This window comes from Vibrio sp. QJM3NY_21 (genome assembly GCF_057785975.1).
Window position 1 is genome coordinate 460,554 of record NZ_CM173514.1, and the last position, 21,047, is coordinate 481,600.

17 protein-coding genes are annotated in these 21,047 nt (G+C 42.7%); 13 read left to right on the forward strand and 4 right to left on the reverse strand.

Annotated elements, in window-relative coordinates; genetic code table 11:
* Positions 1 to 329 precede the first annotated feature (329 nt).
* Entirely contained in the window at positions 330 to 1,334 is a 1,005-nt protein-coding gene (locus AC3CID_RS17910; RefSeq protein ID WP_488527817.1) for a Solitary outer membrane autotransporter beta-barrel domain, read from the forward strand.
* A 118-nt stretch (positions 1,335 to 1,452) separates the two neighbouring features.
* Complete coding sequence (locus tag AC3CID_RS17915) at positions 1,453 to 2,532, forward strand: sensor domain-containing diguanylate cyclase (protein WP_488527818.1); 1,080 nt, start codon at positions 1,453 to 1,455, stop codon at positions 2,530 to 2,532.
* Positions 2,533 to 2,569: 37 nt separating this feature from the next.
* On the opposite strand, the gene AC3CID_RS17920 is transcribed toward AC3CID_RS17915, so the two are convergent.
* Entirely contained in the window at positions 2,570 to 3,565 is a 996-nt protein-coding gene (locus AC3CID_RS17920) for an AraC family transcriptional regulator (protein ID WP_488527819.1), read from the reverse strand.
* Between the two features lie 159 nt (positions 3,566 to 3,724).
* Here AC3CID_RS17920 and AC3CID_RS17925 point away from each other — a divergent pair, with 159 nt between their 5' ends.
* Genes AC3CID_RS17925 through AC3CID_RS17940 form a run of 4 tightly spaced genes read left to right on the forward strand, consistent with a single transcriptional unit; the run spans position 3,725 to position 7,638 of the window.
* Complete coding sequence (locus AC3CID_RS17925) at positions 3,725 to 4,846, forward strand: HlyD family secretion protein (protein ID WP_054545666.1); 1,122 nt, start codon at positions 3,725 to 3,727, stop codon at positions 4,844 to 4,846.
* Positions 4,836 to 5,855: a DUF2955 domain-containing protein gene (locus AC3CID_RS17930; protein WP_065207094.1), complete on the forward strand. Its 1,020-nt coding sequence runs from the start codon at positions 4,836 to 4,838 to the stop codon at positions 5,853 to 5,855. The genes AC3CID_RS17925 and AC3CID_RS17930 overlap by 11 nt, the downstream gene beginning before the upstream one ends.
* Before the next feature lie 22 nt (positions 5,856 to 5,877).
* The gene (locus tag AC3CID_RS17935) at positions 5,878 to 6,978 is read left to right on the forward strand and encodes an AI-2E family transporter (protein ID WP_171309328.1); all 1,101 of its coding nucleotides are present in this window, start codon (positions 5,878 to 5,880) and stop codon (positions 6,976 to 6,978) included.
* Entirely contained in the window at positions 6,979 to 7,638 is a 660-nt protein-coding gene (locus AC3CID_RS17940; RefSeq protein ID WP_004731606.1) for a potassium channel family protein, read from the forward strand.
* Positions 7,639 to 7,783: 145 nt separating this feature from the next.
* Here the strand turns inward: AC3CID_RS17940 and AC3CID_RS17945 are convergent, their stop codons facing one another.
* Entirely contained in the window at positions 7,784 to 8,323 is a 540-nt protein-coding gene (locus AC3CID_RS17945) for a DUF3332 domain-containing protein (RefSeq protein ID WP_029222428.1), read from the reverse strand.
* Between the two features lie 259 nt (positions 8,324 to 8,582).
* The gene (locus AC3CID_RS17950; protein WP_162838714.1) at positions 8,583 to 8,744 is read right to left on the reverse strand and encodes a hypothetical protein; all 162 of its coding nucleotides are present in this window, start codon (positions 8,742 to 8,744) and stop codon (positions 8,583 to 8,585) included.
* 266 nt (positions 8,745 to 9,010) lie between these two features.
* Between AC3CID_RS17950 and AC3CID_RS17955 the strand changes: the two genes are divergently transcribed.
* Positions 9,011 to 9,604: a hypothetical protein gene (locus AC3CID_RS17955; RefSeq protein ID WP_004731603.1), complete on the forward strand. Its 594-nt coding sequence runs from the start codon at positions 9,011 to 9,013 to the stop codon at positions 9,602 to 9,604.
* 215 nt (positions 9,605 to 9,819) lie between these two features.
* Here the strand turns inward: AC3CID_RS17955 and AC3CID_RS17960 are convergent, their stop codons facing one another.
* Positions 9,820 to 10,029 carry a hypothetical protein gene (locus tag AC3CID_RS17960; protein ID WP_004731601.1) on the reverse strand — a complete coding sequence of 70 codons (210 nt, stop codon included), beginning with the start codon at positions 10,027 to 10,029 and terminating at the stop codon, positions 9,820 to 9,822.
* A 971-nt stretch (positions 10,030 to 11,000) separates the two neighbouring features.
* On the opposite strand from AC3CID_RS17960, the gene AC3CID_RS17965 reads away from it, so the two are divergent.
* From AC3CID_RS17965 to AC3CID_RS17990, 6 genes are all read left to right on the forward strand, one after another.
* Complete coding sequence (locus tag AC3CID_RS17965) at positions 11,001 to 11,933, forward strand: siderophore ABC transporter substrate-binding protein (RefSeq protein ID WP_114635078.1); 933 nt, start codon at positions 11,001 to 11,003, stop codon at positions 11,931 to 11,933.
* A gap of 99 nt (positions 11,934 to 12,032) precedes the next feature.
* Positions 12,033 to 12,986 (forward strand): ABC transporter permease, encoded by a 954-nt coding sequence (locus AC3CID_RS17970; RefSeq protein ID WP_016793445.1) that lies wholly within the window; start codon positions 12,033 to 12,035, stop codon positions 12,984 to 12,986.
* Positions 12,979 to 13,929 (forward strand): iron chelate uptake ABC transporter family permease subunit, encoded by a 951-nt coding sequence (locus AC3CID_RS17975; RefSeq protein ID WP_016793444.1) that lies wholly within the window; start codon positions 12,979 to 12,981, stop codon positions 13,927 to 13,929. The genes AC3CID_RS17970 and AC3CID_RS17975 overlap by 8 nt, the downstream gene beginning before the upstream one ends.
* A gap of 12 nt (positions 13,930 to 13,941) precedes the next feature.
* A complete protein-coding gene (locus tag AC3CID_RS17980) occupies positions 13,942 to 14,706 on the forward strand; it encodes an iron ABC transporter ATP-binding protein (protein WP_017066723.1) in 765 nt (254 codons plus the stop codon).
* A gap of 297 nt (positions 14,707 to 15,003) precedes the next feature.
* Positions 15,004 to 16,029, forward strand: a complete 1,026-nt coding sequence (locus AC3CID_RS17985) for an HD-GYP domain-containing protein (RefSeq protein WP_488527820.1) — start codon at positions 15,004 to 15,006, stop codon at positions 16,027 to 16,029.
* A complete protein-coding gene (locus tag AC3CID_RS17990; protein ID WP_488527821.1) occupies positions 16,022 to 20,944 on the forward strand; it encodes an ATP-binding protein in 4,923 nt (1,640 codons plus the stop codon). Before AC3CID_RS17985 ends, AC3CID_RS17990 begins: the two co-directional genes overlap by 8 nt.
* Positions 20,945 to 21,047 lie beyond the last annotated feature (103 nt).

The following is a 21,047-nucleotide window of genomic DNA, read 5'->3' on the forward strand; positions in this document are numbered from 1 at the left end:
GTAAAGGGTTATAAAAAACTTAGGAGATAATTCTATAATTTTCAAGCGCTTATTGTTTTATATGCGAAATAGGTCTTAAAGTCAGTTTGGCGCATTATGGTAAGTAAGCGTTTTAAGAATGATTCATGATAAGACTTCAATTTAGACAGAGGCGCATATGATTATTCATTTTAGAATCCAAGACGTAGAAGAACTTTGGGGAGCCATCGATTTAGCAACGCTCTTGCAGCTGGAACTGAGAGCAGTATCAACCACACCGTTAACTCTCTGATTGAATTAGTTAAGTTACCAATTACACTTGAAGCATAAGTTTGAATGGAGTCAACTTAATGCTTTCACCCCTATCGCACTATCCCCGTTCTATTATTCTGCTCTTAATGGGCCTCAGTTCTTCCTTGGCCTATGCATCCAATGAATTGATTCAGAACCGCTTAGAGAAGATATTTTCTGTGTCAATTGCGCTGACTGACAGCGATGCCATTTCAATTGGCTTTGTGGATTTTGATCCTAATTCGTTTATCAATTTAAACGACAGTGGTTTTGGATCCGATAAAACCATCGATACTCGAAGCCAAGTGAGTGTGGGCTCCATCCCTTACTCTTCCGTGATTAAAACGGATGACCCTGACTTCGACCTTATTTGGTCTGTGCGAGGGTCTTATGCGCTTTCTGAACAGGATATTGAGATCTCATCAGATGTGACTCCTGACCGTCGTGTTAACCCAAATGAAGACTCGGTATTGGGCCTGTATGGCTTTTTCGGAGGGCAAAACCATTTAAACCAGCATTGGTCTATCGCCTATGGGTTAGGCACTCACTTGCTCTATTACCGCAATAAATACGAATACAACAACAGCTACTCTCAAGCATTTCAATCTCAGCTAGATGGCTACGCATTGAATACATCAGCATGGGCGCTTGTTGCTGAACCTTCAGTCAAACTTCAATACTTGCAACCAAAGGAGTGGGGCAGTTGGAATGTGTCTTCCAGAGTTCGTTACTTTTATGGAACAGGCTGGGGCGAAGCGAACGATGGCGATATCGGTAACCCAGAAGGGATGCGATTCATTAATGAACTAGAGTTTAGGCAAAACGTAGCGCTCGATGCTTGGTCGCTTAATAACCCTCAAATCCACTATAACTTAACAAGAATCGATGTCGCGGGTGATTTGACAGCTCCTTTAGATACGCACTATTACTATGAATTCGGGGCCGGATTAGTATTTGATGTGCCTTACGATTCTTACTTTTTTGACAACTTCGGGATTGGAATTAACTTCAATTATGGCAGCTCACTCAGTGGTGGTAGCTTGCTATTCTTACTCAATAATTAGCATAAGTTATTGATCTTAATGGTACTCATATAATTTGAATTTGTATGTGTCGTAAAATGGTAAATATCTTAGTGAAAACTTAGCCATCATAGTCATTCGCCCATCACTAGAGCAGACTATGAATAAGTTAAGTTTGGACCGAAAAATGCCGCTATACGTGGTGTCTACACTTGCCCTTAATATGGCAGTTAGCTTGTGGTTATTGACTATGGCTTCTTCGGCAGTCATGGCTTTTTCTGTGTGCGCGTTGTTTTTGCTCAGCACCCTCATTACTGCACGCCTATATCGACATGAAATGGCTCAAAGCAAGAATAGCTTGTCTGAAGCGATCATTGATGGCGTCGCGGGTTTTATTATCCTCGATAGTCAATTGAGGGTAATACAAGTTAATCAACAGTTCTCTAGAGTTTCAGGCTATGCCTTTAATCAAGTCGAGTCTCGCCCGATTTCTGATCTCTGTTTTATGAATAACAGCAGTTTAATATCGACCATTACTCGCTCACTCAAGGAAAACCAGAGATGGAAGGGTGAGTTGAGTGGAGTCAGTCGACTTGGCGAACATTTTACTGTGAATGTGGTTGTCGAAAAGTTAGCTGAAATACTGTCGCACAATAATAAATATGTGGTGACCTTTACGGATATTAGTCGACGCAAAGTATTAGAACGTCGATTAAGAATGTTGGTGGACACAGATTCTCTCACAGGGTGCTGGAACCGCCGCCGTTTTGATAAAGAACTTAACCATTATTCAAACTTAGCGGAGCGTTATGGTTATACACACTCTTGTTTGGCGTTGATCGATTTAGATCATTTCAAGGCCATCAATGATAATCATGGTCATGACCAAGGTGATTCAGCGCTGAAAGAGGTCGCTGAACTGTTGAGAAATAACAGTCGAGACACCGACATCGTCGCGCGAGTAGGCGGCGAGGAGTTCGCTATCTTAATGCCCGAAACTAATTTGGCAGAAGCGTTTGAGGCGATGTATCGATTGAAGGAAGTGATTGCCAAAGGAACAACACTGAACCTGACTGTGAGCAGTGGTGTGTCTGAAATACAGGCACAAGCTGAAGCGACCTATCGTAGTGCGGATAAGGCGCTTTATCGCGCTAAAGGTAATGGGCGAAATAGAGTGTGTAGCTCTAGTTCTAGCTCTAGCTCAGGCTCGGGCAGTGCAGCGCCCATTGTCCTTGGTTAGGCGTGTGTTGCAATTAACTAATCGGTGAGAGCGGTATCTAAGCCGAAATCGAGCGTTGATAGATCTTGGGTGTTAACCCTGAAACGCGCTTAAACGCACGAGAAAAATGCGAGATGTTGGTGTAACCGAGCTGGCTAGAAATGTAGGTCAGCGTGTGGCCTTCTTCCATTAGTTCGCAAGCTACCGAAAACATCAGGTTCTCTTTGATTTTTCGATAAGTGGTGTTTTCGTTCTTGAGTTTGCGTTGGAACGTTCGCACCGAAAAGTTGAGTAGCTCAGCGGCTTCGTCAAGAGAGAGATCTTGTTCTTTCATGTACGGCTTTAGAAGCTCATAAACGCTATCGGTAAAGCTGGTGTGCCACTCAATCAGCGTCGGTTTAGCACTGAGTTCTTTAGAGGTTAGGCGAATTGGGAGTTGTAAGATTTCTTCAGGAATAAGCACAGCCGTCGACGACTGATCAACAAACAATTGGCAGCTACTTGGCACCAGAGTTTTGACGACATCGATGTCATGTCCTTGCAGACGCACCTTATTAGGTAACCATGGCGATTGGGATAAAGTGGTTATTAATTCAATGATATATGTAATCGCAAAAGCTTCCCCCCATTGAAACATAGGGGAATTGTCTTCGGGGGCAGTTCGGCAAAACCAGCTCTGACCGTGTTCTTGAATAAACTCGACTTTGCTGCCTGGGGAGTCATAGGCAAAGATTGAATTGATCTGTTTTAGTGCATCACCAATGGTTTCGAATTCGGTAAATTGATGCAAGACATTTGGGATGATTCGACGTCGAAATGCGAGTCCAAGAATATCGGTGAACCGAGATACGCCGAGTTGTGCTGATGTTAGATAAATCAAACGCTTAATGGATTCCGATGGCACAAAATCACTTTCTGATTCGATAAGGTCGGGTGGTAAACCGGAATCTTTAAGCAACAGATGTAAATCAAGACCATAGTCAGAAAAAACCTGAACCAGAATTTTAGCGTAGTTCGTTTGAATTACCGGGACTTGGTAGTGACTAGAGGTCATTGGAATACAATCCTGTATATATTGTTGCATTATTAGACGTGCATATCATTTGCAACGTTTTGTTTACTAAATCTAACCCTATTTACTTGAGTTTTCCATCGCTGGGTTTATTTTTAAAGTATTAATTTTGTTGATCTTAGTTATCTAGAAGGGAGTCCCATGTCAGAAGCCAAAGGGAATAAGCAAGAAGCCAATGAAGAAGTTGGCCAGCAAGAAAATGGAAAAGACAAAGTAAGAAAGGTCACAAACTACCTATTGTTGTTTGTTGCATTCATGTTGATCTTCAGTGTCATTTCAGACCGCATCATCCCTATTACTGATAATGCTCGTGTAAAAGGTTATATCGTTCCAATCAAGCCAGAGGTGTCGGGTAAAGTACTCGACATACTGGTTCAACCTAACCAACTGGTTAATCAAGGCGACAAGTTAGCCATTTTAGATGAGTCTGATTACAAAATTGCAGTACAACAAGCCGAGCAAAATTTAGAGATTGCAGGCCAAAATGTCGGTGCTCAAACCGCGAGCATTGCTTCAGCTCAAGCGAAACTTACTTCAGCGATTGTTGAAAGACAAAACACCAAGCTGCAAGCCAAGCGGGTTTTAGAGATGGCCGATAAAGGTGTGGTTTCTAAATCAGATGCAGATAAAGCGCGAGCAGCATTAGCGACCTCTCGGGCGGCTGTTGTGAATGCAGAGGCTGATCTTGAAGGTGCGAAGCAACAAATGGGTAAAGAGGGACAAGAAAACAGTCAAGTGAAAGCTGCGTTGCTGGCACTTGAACAAGCTCAATTGAACCTAGAGCGCACCGTGATTACCGCGCCGACACAAGGTGGTGTTTCTAACTTTAGCCTGTCTGAAGGGTTTTATGCATCGGCAGGGCAAGCAATCATGACCTTTGTTTCAACCGAAGATATTTGGATTGAAGCTTATTATCGAGAGAACAGCCTAGGTAATGTAACGGTCGGTGATGAAGTTGAAGTGGCGTTAGATTTCGCACCGGGCAAAGTGGTAAAAGGGCGCGTAAGTAGTATCGATTGGGGTGTTGATTGGGGGCAAAATGATCAAGCAGGTAAGCTTGCGCAAGCTAGCCAACAAACGGGTTGGTTGCGTCAAACTCAGATGCTTCCTATCACTATTGAATTTGAACGAGATGAGATGCAAGGCATGCTTCGAGTGGGTGGCCAAGCGGATGTGATTGTTTATAGCGGCGACAACTTTGTGTTCAACGCGATAGGCAAAGTTTGGATTCGTCTGATTAGCGTATTGTCTTATGTCCGATAAGCCGATTCTTGACCAGCAAACACAGCAACGGATCCTGAGGTATACGGTTGGGGTCACGTTGGCTGTTTTCTTGGCGGCATGGATAAACTGGCCACTTGCGTTTGTGGCGCCAGTGTTCACTGCTAAGTTCCTAATTGATAAACCAAATCTCCATAAGGAAACGGTCTACGAATTGCTCTTGGCAGTTGTGGTGACTATGGGGTTAGGTTTATTGCTATCGCGAGGAATTACCCATTACCCAATCCCATTGCTGATTTTAGTGGGGCTAATGATGCTTTGGGGTTACTACTTGTTTGTCGACCCTAAATGGAACCTGTTTGCCACCATATTGTTGATTGCTGTCTTGATGTTGCCATTCATGGCGATTGATAACCCTGGCGTTTCGGTAATGCTGGCATCTGGCTTAGCAACTTCTGGTGTGGTTTCAGTGATGATCTTTGCGTTAGTGCATGTATTTTTCCCTGAGCCTAAATCGGAGTTCTCAGGTTTTGCTGCTGCACCACTCGAAAAGAAACAGCGTTGGTATGCGGCCTTTAGGGCGATGATTATCTCCTATCCAGTGGTATGTTTTTTCTTTATTTTTCAAATATCTGAAGCTTTATTGACAATGATGTTCATTGCGCTGTTATCGTTGATGATTACGTCAGAGAAGTCGATAAAGTTGAGTGCTTTTCTAGTGATAAGTAACGGTATCGGGGGATTGCTCGCGATAGCGGCTTTTTCAATCCTTTCGATTGTTCCTAATATTATCTTCTACTCTTTATTCATAGGCTTGGTCGCTATTGTGATCGCCAAGAAGATCTACACAGTTCCCGAAAAAGCGCCGATTTTCGCCACTGCATTTAGTACGTTGTTAGTACTTGTCGGTAGCACTTTGATGAGCTCAGGCGACATCGATAGCAACACTCTTATACGCATATTCCAATTAGTGTTAATTGGTATATATATGATTTTGGCTTCTTTATTCCTAGAAACTCGGAATTGGAAGTTCCTACAAAATCAGCCTTAATTATGTCTTACAAGGACGTCTCATGAAGTTAACCGATGATTTTTCAAAACAGGCGATAGACGCTGCCATCAAAATCGCAGCGATTGCCATGCTCGTGTATTGGTGTTTCTCGATTTTGCGCCCATTCATTCTATTGGTTATTTGGGGGGCGATCATTGCAACTGCGCTCTATCCAGTTGCTGTCGCCATTTCAAATAAGACGGGAATGTCGAAAGGAAAAGCCAGCGCGTTACTGAGCTTTATCGGAGTACTGTTACTACTCATTCCTTTAGTCGCGCTCTCTTCCGGTATTTACACCAGTGCTTCGGACCTAATGACAGGGCTACAGGACGGAACCTTGTCTCTGCCGAAACCCAAAGAGTCCTTGCAAGATATCCCATTAGTTGGCGAAAGAGTCTATGCCGCCTTGGTCCATGCTTCTTCGAATATAGAGGGCGTGTTTATCACGTATGCAGACGAACTTAAGGTATTTGCTTCTAAAATGGCATCGATCTTAGGCTCATTGGGTGGTGGTTTTGTCCAATTTATTATCTCAACCATCATTGCAGGTGCGTTCATGAGTAATGCCGATAAATGTCAAACCGGAGTGACTCACTTAGTGGTTCGTTTAACGGATGGCAAAGGTGTAGAGCTCGTGCAGTTATCTAAATCAACCGTGCGCAGTGTTGTGCAGGGTGTGATAGGCGTTGCTGTGATTCAATCTATCATGTCGGCAATTGGTTTGGTTATCGCGGGTGTTCCAGCCGCGGCATTGTGGGCGCTAGCGGTGTTACTGGTCGCTATTATTCAGTTGCCTCCGATTCTTGCTTTGTTACCTGCCATTATTTACATGTTCAGTGTTGAATCGACATTGGCGGCGAGCTTGTTCTTAGTGTGGTGTATTTTGGTGAGCGGCAGTGACGCTATCTTGAAGCCAGTACTACTGAGCCGTGGCTCTCACATTCCAATGTTGGTGATTTTGCTTGGTGCGTTGGGCGGAATGGCGATGTCAGGAATCGTTGGTCTGTTTGTTGGTGCTGTGATACTGAGTTTAAGCTATGAGCTGATGATGGCGTGGCTTGGGCTTGAAGAGAAAAACCAAGAAGAAACTGAGAAAAAACCAGTAGAGGCAGAGGAAAAATAGATGAAGCCAGTCTCTAAAGACGACAACTTCTACTTCTTATTCTATGCACTGTTGGTGTTGTTTTTTGGTTGCGCGGTGATGCAGCAGTTTTATCCGCAAGGCCAGAAAACAATCCTATTTCTCATCATCATTACTCTAGCGAGTTCAATTGTTGGTATCCATAAAGAGCGAGCTTTGTATCGCTCTTGGTATGGGCTGTTATTGATTACGGCGCTAGTGTCTGGTGTGTTTTCGTTTTTGGAAGGCTATAACCTGTCGATAGTGACGCTATCAGCGTTGGCTGTGTTCTTGTTTTCACACATTTACTCGGCGTTGAAACAGGTGATGAAAGCCAAAACGGTGACGCCCAATCACATTATTGGGTCAATCTGTATTTACTTGTTGTTGGGGTTCGCTTGGTCGACCATCTACTTGTTGATTTTAGAAATATTTCCCAACGCCTTTAATGGGTTAGAAGAGCAAATCTGGCTAACCAATTTGTTTAATGCGATGTACTTTAGCTTTATCACGTTGACTACGGTTGGTTATGGTGACATATCACCGGCATTACCTATTGCTCAGTTCTTCGTGTTTATGGAATCCATTATCGGCAGTTTTTACTTGGCTATAATGGTGGCAAGTTTGGTGAGTATTCGGCTTACACAGTCTCAATCCCAATAGAGCGGATACAAATAATAGAGCATATACAAACAAGCCCGGCAATTGCCGGGCTTGTTCTGTTTTACGCTCTTTAAAGTCAAACCTAGCTTTGAGATTGAACTCCCTATGGGCTACGAATCTTATGCCTTAGTGTGAGCTACAAACCTTAAGCTTCAGTGCCTTGAATTTTCTCTAATTCAGCAATGGTCGTTTGTGACACAAGCTGACCATCCATGTAATAGCTAACGTTTTGACCCTCTTTGATACCTGTCAGAGTTGCCGTTTCACCAGAGGTATAGACGATGTCCATTTGAACCGTGTTTTCGTCAATCTTAATCATCTCACCCGTTTCAATCGTGCGATTGTTTGAAATTGGCCCTACAGGTGCTTCTTTCAAGCTTGGGTCTAGGTCGTCGTTCACTTCGAAGTGTGTATCTGTTTTTGTATCAAATACGTGTGGCGAACCACTGATTGGGTTTTTACCTGTCCAGAATTCAAGTGAGTTGAATACGACATAGTCGGCTGCGGTTGTAATACCGTACACAGGCGCTAATAAGAAGTTTACACCTGCACGAGCATAGCGGTTATCGACAACTTCAACGTTAAATTTCATCACTTTCCCTGTTACGGCGTTGCTGCCGATACAACCAGTTAGCGCAGAAGCCAAAACCGTTAGTCCTACAATTTTAAGTGCAATCTTTTTCATTTTAGTACCTGTATAAGTTAGAAGTCTGTTTTGTTGGAACAGGTGTAGTATGGTTTTTATTCGATTCAGAGTTTTACCATTTAGCGCCACTGACGATAGAAAATTGGTTATGTACTTTAAGTATCAAAAGCTAGATCTAGAAAACCGGACATAGAAAAGCTGGCTACAAAAATCGGAGCATAAAAAAAGCGCGACCTAATAGGGCGCGCTTTTGGGTATTTGGATAAGTCGTAATGAAAACAACGACTCCAACACAGAATTACTTCATCACATAAGAATAGGCCGATACGACAAGCCAGCGGAAAAATCGAAATAAAAGGGTAGTGGCTTTAACGGTAAACTTGGCGATTGATACCGTTGCTTCTGCACCAACGCTAACGCACTTATGCAGATCGGATTCTTTGTATTCTGAATAGGTCATATGTTTTCTCATTTCTCGCTGTTGTCTTTGATATGTATGTAATGACTCCTGTCTGGCGATATACCCTGTGCAACTAATGTACGAATATTCATCGATAGAAACTTACCATTTAATGCCAAGTAGTGTGAAAACTAGCCAAAAGATAACGTGTTGAGAGAAATTAAGTACGTACCTAGATGTAACCTATCAAGTTACCGAAAAAACGAGGTTATATAGTGTTATGATCGCGGGCTCAGCACCATAAGTGATAAAGAATAGGAAACAGAATGACTCACCTTACCGATCAGCAAGAAGCTGCAATGGCGACGTTTAAGGAAAACTTACACCTTCCAAATGGTGGTTTTCATAAACTGATTATCGATCTAAGTAAGGAATATCAGCTGCCTTTTCAAAAGGTGCGCGCCGTTTTAAAGAAAGCTCAAAAAGACGTAGAGCGACAGATACGAGAAGACTTTACCAGCGTTGATGACGCGGTACTGAGCCAAGCCAATTGGGTCAATATCATTAAGTCGAAACTTGTTGAGCTAGCAGAACAAAACCAAACGGTTATGGATAAGCTGCAACAAAATCTGAAGTATCAAAAAGTGTTGTCGGCAACCAATGGTTCAATCGCAAGTGAAGACGAACGTGATGAGTTGATTGAAGAATTGATTCAAGCTTATGAAAAAGAGGTATTCAAACCTTTACTGGCGATGCTGCATACAACAAAGCTGTATTGGAAATTAATGCTGGTGGATGAGACATGTAAGATGAATGAGGAGAATCGTGAGAAATTCAGTGATTACCCTCAACACATGCAAGCTGCAGAACACTTATATACTCTTGATCAGAAGTTAAGGTCGATACCGTTAACGCAATGATAATGACTCATTGGTGATTCAGAGTTTGATATAAGTTGGTTTCAATAGAAGTACGATAACCTAGCTAGCGTTAGCCGCGTGTGAAATGCAAAAAGGGCTAGGTTTCTGTTCTGTTTTACTTCTACTCTATTTTGTTCTGCTAGAGCGAATTGAGGGTGACATCTTTTACATCTTTGGGACTAAACGGTGTTTCTTTTTGTAGCCTATGGGAAATGCTATAGGAGTGTGAAATGTCCTAGGGTGTTTCCGTTGCCTGAAACAATAGTTCCGATGCTTTCTCGTTCATTAAATTCAAAATCGATGAGATAACTGTGATGTTGTAGCTTGGGCAATATGTGGCGGTGGAGTATATCGCTATTGAGCTGTCGAATCTCTGTGACCCATGAAATTTCTTCTTTGTGTAAGTCTATTTTAATCTTGAGCATTTATTACCTTTTAGTTTATTGACTGATTTGTCGCGTGATAGTTGGTACCAATGGGTTTGTCGTGTTGTTCTGCGTGACATAACTGTGCCTTGTGTTTATTACATTTATATTTAAGTGATCGATCTATTTTGACTTCGCTATCAAAAGAGCGAATGACGATAGATCGGTAGTGAGGATCGAATTTAAAAGCTATTGAATGACTATCTAGGTGAAAGCTGACGCAGAGATGGTGTAACGAGGAAATCGAGAACTGTCTTTGAGGAACTTGGACTTACTTTAGCATTAACAGCTCTATAGATTAGAGCCAAGTGGCGAACTATACGCCTAGTTTTTGAAATTACAACCCTATTTTAAATTAAATTCAAAAATATTTTTGAATGATTTGCCGTCGCTTGTTGAGAGTTAAATGAGCGATGGGCAGGTGATTCACCATGATACCTGACAGATGTTTGGCTTTGCACCGCTTCGTATTCTTTGTCATTAGTGGTTTTAATTGTTTAGCTAATTTATTGATGATTAAGTATCTGTTATATATGGTCTTTACATTGTAAATTACAATTCGTGACTCTGAGGTTGAGCGTTGTAATTCTGGGGTTTGGCGTCGTAATTCTGTGATTTAGCGTTGTAATTACAGGGTTTTCGGCCACTTTCCCCCATCATTTTATTCTTCAGATTAATGATCATTTTCCTCTTCGCGTCTTTTTGCTATTTCTGATCCCTAGTATCTCTCCTGACTACGCAAAATATGAATACTCACTTTTACATTTCTGAATAATAAAGTTGTTGTGTTGCCAGTTTAACGCAAATATAATTGATAATAGTTCTCACTTGCGTTACGGGTTTGTTATCAAAGCAATGACAGACTTTAAATTATCGTTATTTAGCCGTTGTGTTCGCCCCATGCTCGCCTATGAGTAGTGTGACTTTCATTGTCATGAGTGGTGGTTAGTATCAATGGCAAAGGAAGAAACATGAAGAAAACAATCAATTCAGTTCGCCAGTTGTTAAGCGGGTTTGCCATCATTCTTGCATCATCATTACTGATGACCGCTCAAGCGAAAACCGTGACCATTGAACACGTAAAGGGCACGGCGCAGTTTACTGAAGTACCACAGCGCGTTGTGGTACTTGGCTTTGGTAGCTTGGATGTGCTTGATCAAATTGGTGTACAGCCAGTTGGTGCGCCTCATAGCTTGCTGCCCGATTACCTAGCTTCGTACAAAGAAACGACAGCAAATACAGGATCATTGAGTGAACCGGATTTTGAAGCTATCTACATGTTGAAGCCTGACATCATTATCGCGGAAAACCGTATGCTTAAGGTTTACGACAAGCTGGCACAAATCGCTCCAACGGTCATGTTCTCTATTGAAGGTGATAAATACTGGGCTGATGCTCAGCAAAACTGGCGCGCGCTAGGTGACATCTTTGGTAAGCAAGCTGAAGTAGAAGCGATAATCAAAGAGACTCAAGCGTCTATCACGGCGGTAAACGACAAAGTTGCGTCTGACGAAACGTCTGCAATGATGCTGATGAACAACGGCAACAACATTGCGATGTTCAATAAGGGCAGTCGCTTCTCGATCATTTTTGATGATTTTGGTTTCGAGGAGTCAAAGAGTGCGACAGTGGCTCCAATTAAAGGGACTCACGGCAACCTAATCTCGTTCGAATACATTGCTGACGCAAAACCTGAAGTGCTTTACGTTCTTGACCGCGAAAAAGCGATCGGTAAATCAGAAGGGCGCGCACAACAGCTGTTTGATAACCCATTAGTTGCGGCGACACCTGCAGCGCAGAAAGGCAACATCGTTTACCTTGATTCAAGTGCTTGGTATTTGGCTGGTGGTGGCGTGACAGCGATTCACAGAATGTTGGGTGATATTGAACGAACAATTCAATAGTCATCAATCATCAGATTTTTGGGCTTATAAGAGCGTTCTTATAAGCCCTTTTTCACTTTTCATACGGACTCAAAGAGCCCTACCTTTAGTATTATTTCTATGTTGAAACCCATTGCCGCTGCTGTATTTCTTGTTGTGTTATGCATTATGTCATTGATGATTGGAGTCGCTGAAATCAGTTTTAGCGACTTCTTCAATGGCAACCAACACGCCAACTCTATTTATGTTGTTAGTCGAATCCCTCGACTGTTCGCGATTGTACTTGCCGGTGCGGGCTTGAGTGTCGCTGGCTTGATCATGCAACAGATCGTGCAGAACAAGTTTGCCGCGCCTTCGACTATGGGTACCATTGACTGCGCCATGCTTGGCTACATAGTCGGTATTCTGGTTCTGGGCAATGCAGCGCAATGGAGCTACTTAGGTTTCATTTTCGCGTTTGCGGTTTTCGGAACCATGCTATTGGTCCGCTTCCTACAGCACCTCAAGTTCAAGAATGCGGTGTTGGTGCCTTTGATTGGCATCATGTATGGCAACGTTGTTTCGTCTCTAACAACCTTTATTGCTTACAAGTACGACTTAGTACAAACCATGTCGGCATGGACAATGGCGAACTTTGCGAGTGTGTTGCAAGGCAGCTATGAAATTCTTTACCTCGCAGTGCCTGCTTGTGTGTTGGCTTACTACTTCGCGAGTCAGTTCAGTGCGGCGAGTATTGGCGAGAGCTTTGCGAAAAACATCGGCTTGAATTATCAGAAGATCGTCTTCATTGGTGTTGCATTGGTCGCTATCTGTGCCTCTTCTGTGGTGATGATCGTTGGTGTTATCCCATTCCTTGGCCTTATCGTGCCGAATATCGTCTCGCTAATGATGGGCGATAACATGAAGAAGATTCTGCCTTGGACAGCCTATTGGGGCGTGATCTTGGTATTGGTTTGTGACTTGTTAGCTCGAATCGTCATCTTCCCTTATGAGATTCCAATCTCGATGGTAATCAGCATCTTTGGTGGCTTGATTTTTATCTACCTAATCATGAGAGACAAGTCGAATGCGTGATTCAGTAAAAATTGCGATTCTGGCCATCGCGTCTTTATGTATGGCGGCAGTATTTGTGGGGCAGGGACTTACGTGGGATAACTATGAGTTCTTCTTGTCTCTGCGACTACCAAAATTGCTGTCGATTGTGTTGGCGGCGGTGGCGATCTCGGCGTCGTCATTGGTTTTCCAAACCATCACTAATAATCGAATTCTAACCCCATCCATCTTGGGCTTTGACAGCTTGTATATGCTGGTTCAAACGGTGCTTCTGTTTGTGTTTGGCAGTACAAGCTTCTGGGTCATTGATTCAATCGCAAACTTTTCGATGTCTGTAACCGTGATGATCTTGTTCTCGTTTGCTCTGTTCCATTTCTACTTTAAGAGCAAGCGAAATAACGTATTCACACTGCTTCTGATTGGTATCGTGTGTGGCAGCGTATTCTCGAGCTTAGCGAACTTCCTTGCGATGTTGATTGATCCCAATGAATTTGCGGTGTTGCAGAATGTGATGTTTGCAAGCTTCAATAACGTGAAAGGCGAACTGGTTTACCTCAGCCTTATTCCATTAGGTTTGAGCTTGCTTGGCCTGTGGTTGTTAGCACCTAAGCTTGATGTGCTTTGGCTTGGTGTCGATAACGCAACAAGCTTGGGCGTGAATACCAAGCGACTGACTCAGATTACCTTGGTTATTGTGTCAGTGATGGTCGCGGTATCAACTGCCTTGGTTGGCCCGGTACTTTTCTTCGGTTTAATCACAGTAAGTTTGGCTCGTCAGATATTCAGCTCTTATCAGCACCGTACTCTAATCATCGCTAGCAGCTTGTTAGCGGTAGTGTTGCTCGTGTCTGGTCAATGGTTCATCGAAAAAGTAATGGCGTTTGAAACCACAGTGAGTGTGATCATTAACTTGGTCGGTGGTTTGTATTTTATGTTCTTGTTGTTACGCACCAGAATTCAGTAAAGGTAGTAAGTAGTGATTAAATTAACAGGTTTAACTAAGAAGTATGGCAAGTCACTCGTGGTTGATGATGCCAGTGCTATGTTCCCGAAAGGAGAAGTGACTTCTATCATTGGCCCAAATGGTGCGGGTAAAAGTACACTGCTTTCAATGGCAAGCCGTTTAACAGACAGTGACGCGGGTGAAGTGGTCATTGGCGATAAGTTATTGGCTGAGTGGGATACCAAAGAGCTAGCCAAGCACCTTGCCGTGTTAAGACAGTCAAACAACATCAATATGCGATTTACGATTCGTGAGTTGGTTTGTTTTGGTCGTTTCCCACACTCTCAAGGTCGCTTGAAAGACGAAGATCATAAGATCGTCGATACAGCGCTAGAACACCTTGGCATTACCGATATCCAAAACAAATACCTTGATGAGTTGAGTGGTGGTCAGCGTCAAATGGCGTTTATCGCGATGGTTGTGGCGCAAGATACAGATTATGTGTTCCTAGATGAACCACTGAACAATCTTGATATTAAACACTCGGTCGAAATCATGCAGACGCTGCGTCGTTTAGCGCATGAGTTCAATAAAGCGGTGGTGATCGTGATTCACGACATCAATTTTGCTTCTTGCTATTCAGATAACATTGTGGCGATGAAGAAAGGAAAAGTGGTTAAGTCAGGTAAGGTTTCGGAAGTGGTTGAAAAGTCCGTGATGGAGTCTATCTACGAGATCCCATTTGAGATTCGCGAGTTCGATGGTGTTCGAATCTGTATGTATTATTCAGGTCGTTAGGTCGTTAGGTCGCTGGGTCTCTAGCCTGCTTAACCCCTTAGTTACCGAAATGAAAAGAGCTCCCATATGAGGAGCTCTTTTCGTATGGTTCATATGTCCAAGACAGTATATTCCCTCTTGTGTTATACGCTAATCTCTGCCGTATTTTTGACATCAGACGAGGATCAAACCGTTAGTTTGATGTCACTCGAAGATCGACTCTTCATTTTTAACAATCATTTGTCATTTTCATGTTGAGAGGTACGAAAACCCATCTACACTATGTTTATAACTGTTTGATTTTTATAAGAGGTGTCAATGAGTCGTAAACCTATAGTGTTAGTCGTGGATGACACCCCAAGTAACTTAGATGTGTTAACGGCAATCCTCAAAGATACCTATCAAGTTAAGGTCGCGATTAACGGTACTATCGGTATCAAAATAGCGAAGATGGTGCCGCAGCCAGATCTTATTCTCCTTGATATCATGATGCCTGACATCGATGGCTACGAAGTGTGCCGTCAATTAAAAGCTCAGCCAAATACTGCGCATATCCCCATTATATTCGTTACCGCAAAGATTGGCCCTGAAGCCGAAGTAAAAGGCTTGTCCTTAGGTGCAGTTGATTATTTAACGAAGCCAATTACACCTGAAATTGCACTACAACGTGTAAAAACCCATATTGCTCTTTATGACCAGCAACGAGCTTTGTTTAGTCAGGTGAAAGAGAAAACCCAAGAGATCAATCTCGGCAAACTAGAAACGCTCAACATATTGGGTAGAGCCGCTGAATTTAAAGATAACGAAACAGGCATGCATGTTATGCGCATGAGCCATTATTGCGAGATATTAGCCAAAGCCTTGGGCATGACAGACGAAGATGCCGAGACCTTGCGCGATGCAGCGCCGATGCATGATATTGGCAAGATTGGCATTCCTGACAGTGTGTTACTGAAGCCAGGCAAATTGGATGCCGGTGAATGGACTACCATGCAGAAACACGTCGAGTTCGGTGTTGAAATCCTTGGTAGGCAGGGCGATTCCAAACTGATGCGTATGGCCATTCAAGTCGCGCAGTATCACCATGAGAAATGGGATGGCAGTGGCTATCCAAATCAGATAGCGGGTGAAGCTATACCTTTGGTCGGTAGAATTGCGGCTGTCGCTGATGTTTTTGATGCGCTTACGGCAGAAAGGCCTTACAAAAAAGCGTGGAGTGTTGAAGAGGCGCTTGCTCTAATTACGGAGCAGAAAGGCAAACACTTTGACCCGACAATAGTCGATTTGTTTCTCGTCAACTTGCCCGAGATACTAGCGATTAAAGAGAAGTTCAAAGATGAATAAGCGCTTTATTATATGGATTAATCAGTGTTTTATTCTCATTTCTAGCTTATCGCTTCTGATCGTTGGTTTACCACATGCTTATGCTGAAAGCGTCAGTGAAGATGATTTAACCCAGTGGTTAGAAAGCAAACCAACAGTGACCTTTATCGCGCTTTCCAGTCATTATCCTTATTCATTTATCGATGATGAAGGTGAGGTATCCGGTATTATTCGAGATTGGGCGAAAGAGTTTGAACTCAATTATGGAATTGAAACGAACTTTATAAGTGTGAACTCTCATTCCGAAGCAAAGCAGGTCCTACTTGATGGGCGTGGCGATGTTTTTCCTTTCCAGCAATTCGACCCAAGCGAAGGTGGTCGATTTCTCGCTACTAGCCCTTATATTCCCTACCAAATCGCGGTGATTCTCCCTACCGACGATCCTACTAATAATAACATCGAGCAATCTGATAAGCGTCGTATCGCCATGGTGCGAAATAGTATCGATCTAGAAAAGTCAGGAGTACAACTCAGCTCGATCGAAAGAGTTCAATTTGATACTGCTATTGATGCTATTCGTGCTCTGGAAGACGGCTCAGTCGATGGCATGCTTGCTGAGCCAGTCACTACGCTAGATCTCGCTCACAAGAGCGGCGTATACAGTTTAGCGGTTAATTACGTTCTCGAACGCTGGAAATACATAGAAGCTTCAATGGTTGTCCGAACTAGGGACGCCAAACTGCTTGCTTTGTTAAACCAACAAATCGCAACATTTGATATTGGGAAGAAAAACCGGATTTTATCGCACTGGTTAAAAGATTCGCCCTATCGCACTCCAGTAAAAGGTGTGTTTGGATTTGGTAACCCTCCTTACATGTACCCAGAAAGTACATCTGTAGGGATTGAGCATGACATTATGCAGCGCGCGCTCAACAATATGGGATATCGACTTGGTGACGTTGTCACTCTTCCTCGTAGCGCAGCCAACCAGGCTATTGATAATAATAGTTCGATATCGTTTGTTTCAGGAATACAGGCTGATGGGGCTTCAGTACATTTTTTGAGTGATAAAATCATGGATGTTGAGTTTGTACCTATTTCGCTAAAAAGGCGCAACTTGAACCTCAACTCTGCCGAAAATTTATCGCTGGGTGCTTTGCTATTTGATGATACCTCGCCAATAAAAAACTCCGTTGAGATACTAAGAAACAAAGTCAGTATCGGTAGCCTTGAGGATATTGACAGCCTAGAATCTGCATTTTCTCAGCTACGTGCACAAAACGTCGATCTATTAATGGTTGAGAAACGGGTGCTGAGGTGGTTTGTCATGAATACCCGTTTCATTGAGATGCGTGAAATTGAACTACATGAAGATTTTAAAGTCGACTATCCGATTTATGTGGATTTTAGATCAGCTAAGCTAAGAGACAGCTTCAATGAAGCGATTAAACATCTAAAGCAAACTAATGACGAGTTTGAGCAGATACTTGAAACTCAAGTTAGGAATGATCTTACTCCAGTGCTTAGGAAGGCCGACATCATTGCTCAAATATCGGCTTATTTTATTGTGAATGACCGCTTTGAAGAGCTCCCTAGGATCTTCGATATATTCGATGCTGAGCATACTTTTAGAGTGATTTCCGCACAAGCAGATAACAACAAAAGGCCTATTGAGTCTTGGTATTTAGGCGAAGATCTAGATTCCTCACTGAGCAAAAAAAACACCTCTAAATTATCATCTGTGACTAAAGGCGCTGGCTATAAAACGCAAACAGGAAGTGTTAATGCAGGGTTCATGACGTTTTACTTTGATGTTAGTTCCGTCGAAAGAAATTATGTATATTTCCCTTCCATTGAACAATTTGAATCGTTTGGAGAAGGAGCACAGCGTTATATCGCTGGTGTCTATCAATCAAACAACTTGACTGGTGAGCTTCTAAATCTCAGCCAAAAAGAGCGTCAATGGATCAAGGATCATCCCGAACTAAAAGTAGGTATCGACCCCAATTCATTACCTTATGAAGCCTTGTCTAGTAAGGATGAATATATTGGAATGATTGATGATTACCTGACGTTAATTGAACAAAAAACTGGGTTACGATTGAGTCATGTTGATGTTGAAAACTGGCAAGAAACTCGCAGACTTGTTGATCACCGTCAGGTTCATCTAGTGTCTGCTGCTGTCGAGAACCGCTCGTTAGGTGAAAATGTAAAACCAGCAAAAGCGCTATTTTCTAGCCGTCTTGCTATAGCTTCACACCGAGATATTAATAGTCTTGTGCTGGAAGAAGCTTATGGATGGAAGCTTGGAATATTAGCAAATGGTGCCAATACTGAAGCTATTGTGGAAAGTTACCCAAATATTGAATGGGAGCTTGTCGATTTTACGAGAAAAGGGTTGGAGCGAGTTGAGTCTGGTGAGCTCGATGGAATTATTGACACTGTCGACGTGCTTAATTACTTGATCGATTCGTTTGGTTACCGAGGTATTGGGATCATTGGGCGATTAGATTTTTTCTTGTCACCAACATTTCATGTCATAAAGTCTGAGCCGTTATTGTTGTCAATTATGAACAAAGCGATTGAAAATATATCGGCTGAAGATCATCAAAAAATATCAGCTAAATGGGCGGCACCTAAAGCGATTGAAAAAATTGATTACCAACTGGTTTATACCATATCGGTATTCTCGATCGTGATAGTGTTGCTGATTGTATTTTGGAATAGAAAGCTATCCAAACAAATCACTATTGCCAATAACGCGACCGAAGCACTTCGCAAAGCACAAAATCAACTATACAACATCCTGAATACTTCGCCTATCGCGGCGAGTGTCATTGTTGATGACCAAGTGCGTTATGCAAATGATACGGCCAAACGCCTATTTGGGGTGGGACGAAAAGAACTCTCTTCTATCGATGTTGAAGTTGTTTATGACTCTTTGTCTGATCGTGATGCGTTTTACAAAGAGCTAGATCTTAACGGTAAAGTAGTCAACCGGGAGTTAGTGCTGAGAAAGTTTGATGGAGGCCGCTTTGTCGCGCTTGTGAGCTATTACCTATTTGAACTTGATGGGGAAGTCGCGACTCTATTTTGGGCTTTTGATATCTCTGAAATGAAGCGCCTAAATGAGCAACTTGAAGAAGAGAAAGAGAGAGCCGATCTGGCTAGCCAAGCTAAATCTGATTTCTTAGCTAACATGAGCCATGAGATCAGAACACCGATGAATGCGATTATCGGTTTGTCTTATTTGGCTATTGGCGAAATATCTAATCCTGTTGCTCGAAATTATATCGAGAAAGTGCATCGTTCAGGACATTCACTGTTAAGTATCATTAACGATATCCTCGATTTTTCTAAAATAGAAGCGGGGCAGCTATTCATTGATAGCATCCCATTTAACCCTATGGTGACCTTTAAAGATGTCATAGAACTGATGGAGTCTAAGGCGTCAGAAAAGCAACTTAACCTATCGATGTCTGTTGACCCAGAGTTAAACAGTCCAATGCTCGGCGACCCGTTAAGGCTCTTTCAAGTCATTCTTAACCTTATTGGTAATGCCATTAAATTCACAGAGTTTGGACATGTGACATTAACCGCTGTTCTACTGGAGTCTAACGATTACAGCGTGAGTATGAAGATCAGTGTATCCGATTCGGGAATCGGGATATCAGAAGAGAATCGACACAAGCTCTTTCAAGCATTTAGTCAAGCTGACAGCACCACGACCCGGAAATTTGGTGGTACTGGTTTAGGTTTGAATATTAGTCAGAAACTCGTGCATGCTATGGGCAGTAAAATTTCAGTCGATAGCGTGTTGGGTAACGGCAGTGAATTCTCTTTCCCTATCACGTTACTTAAGTCGAATGCACAAGAACTTGACCAATTTAAGTCCCAAGAATTAAAACTTGATTACCATGTTGAATTTAAAGGGCAAAGGGTACTTTTGGTTGAAGATAATGAACTGAATCAAGACTTGGCATTGGCGTTCTTGGATCGTTTCAAGCTAAACGCAGATTTGGCCGAAAATGGTCAAGAGGCCGTTTCACTAGCCAAAAATAATGATTACGAAGTCATTTTAATGGATCTTCAAATGCCAGTTATGGATGGCTTTGAAGCGACACGGAAAATTAGAGAGTTTGACATGCAAGTTCCTATCATTGCGATGTCGGCCAATGTGTTCGCTGATGCCAAACAGAGAGCAAGAGACGCAGGGGTAACGGATTTCTTAGATAAGCCGATAATCATTGATAAAGCGACCTCTTTGCTTATCAAATACATCGTGCCAGAGGTGATGGTAGAAGAGAAGGCAGCGCCGTTAGATGGGCAGGCAGAGCAACTCGAAGGCCTAACAAATCAACCTAACAGCATTGATGTGATCAGTGTGTTTTCTCAGCAACGATTTGAACAGCTCACTCATCATGATGCGGAACTTCAAAACAAACTGATTGGAAAGTTCCATAGCAGTGCCCCAAACATGATGGTTGATGCGTTTGATAATTTGGCACAAGACGATTGGATTACGCTTGAAAGAAACCTGCATACTTTGAAAAGTATGGCAGCGTCGATTGGCGGCCTCCGGTTTGCTGATTTGATGGGAGAGTTAGAAGATAAAGCTCACAATCGTTTGTGTGATGATCAAGCCCTCAGAGAAGGTGAGGCGAGGTTAGTTGAGCTTATTGCAGCAACGGAAAGCCAGATTGTGAAGCCACAAGTAGAATACATGAGTGAAGCAAGTGCGATGGGAACCGTGGTCAAAGAAGATCAAAGGGTTAAGCTACTCTCGCTGCTGGAAGCTTATGATAACGATGCAACGCAATACGTGGCCGAGTTACTTAAAGAGTATCCAAATTCTGTTGCGCTTAACGATGTGCAAAGTGCGTTAGATAATTATGACTTCGAGCGAGCCTGTCAGGTTCTCAGTACCTTGGAATAAGCCGCTTTGCTTAGTCGGCATATAACAGTTGCTGTCTTATCGCTATTACTGTCTGAATAATAAGTGCTTCAGTACTAAAGCCTTTAATCTTCTGGGTTAAAGG

Coding starts and splice junctions, on each gene's coding strand:
- AC3CID_RS17910 (WP_488527817.1), top strand. CDS start 330: ATGCTTTCACCCCTATCGCACTATCCCCGTTCTATTATTCTGCTCTTA.
- AC3CID_RS17915 (WP_488527818.1), top strand. CDS start 1,453: ATGAATAAGTTAAGTTTGGACCGAAAAATGCCGCTATACGTGGTGTCT.
- AC3CID_RS17920 (WP_488527819.1), bottom strand. CDS start 3,565: ATGACCTCTAGTCACTACCAAGTCCCGGTAATTCAAACGAACTACGCT.
- AC3CID_RS17925 (WP_054545666.1), top strand. CDS start 3,725: ATGTCAGAAGCCAAAGGGAATAAGCAAGAAGCCAATGAAGAAGTTGGC.
- AC3CID_RS17930 (WP_065207094.1), top strand. CDS start 4,836: ATGTCCGATAAGCCGATTCTTGACCAGCAAACACAGCAACGGATCCTG.
- AC3CID_RS17935 (WP_171309328.1), top strand. CDS start 5,878: ATGAAGTTAACCGATGATTTTTCAAAACAGGCGATAGACGCTGCCATC.
- AC3CID_RS17940 (WP_004731606.1), top strand. CDS start 6,979: ATGAAGCCAGTCTCTAAAGACGACAACTTCTACTTCTTATTCTATGCA.
- AC3CID_RS17945 (WP_029222428.1), bottom strand. CDS start 8,323: ATGAAAAAGATTGCACTTAAAATTGTAGGACTAACGGTTTTGGCTTCT.
- AC3CID_RS17950 (WP_162838714.1), bottom strand. CDS start 8,744: ATGACCTATTCAGAATACAAAGAATCCGATCTGCATAAGTGCGTTAGC.
- AC3CID_RS17955 (WP_004731603.1), top strand. CDS start 9,011: ATGACTCACCTTACCGATCAGCAAGAAGCTGCAATGGCGACGTTTAAG.
- AC3CID_RS17960 (WP_004731601.1), bottom strand. CDS start 10,029: ATGCTCAAGATTAAAATAGACTTACACAAAGAAGAAATTTCATGGGTC.
- AC3CID_RS17965 (WP_114635078.1), top strand. CDS start 11,001: ATGAAGAAAACAATCAATTCAGTTCGCCAGTTGTTAAGCGGGTTTGCC.
- AC3CID_RS17970 (WP_016793445.1), top strand. CDS start 12,033: ATGTTGAAACCCATTGCCGCTGCTGTATTTCTTGTTGTGTTATGCATT.
- AC3CID_RS17975 (WP_016793444.1), top strand. CDS start 12,979: ATGCGTGATTCAGTAAAAATTGCGATTCTGGCCATCGCGTCTTTATGT.
- AC3CID_RS17985 (WP_488527820.1), top strand. CDS start 15,004: ATGAGTCGTAAACCTATAGTGTTAGTCGTGGATGACACCCCAAGTAAC.
- AC3CID_RS17990 (WP_488527821.1), top strand. CDS start 16,022: ATGAATAAGCGCTTTATTATATGGATTAATCAGTGTTTTATTCTCATT.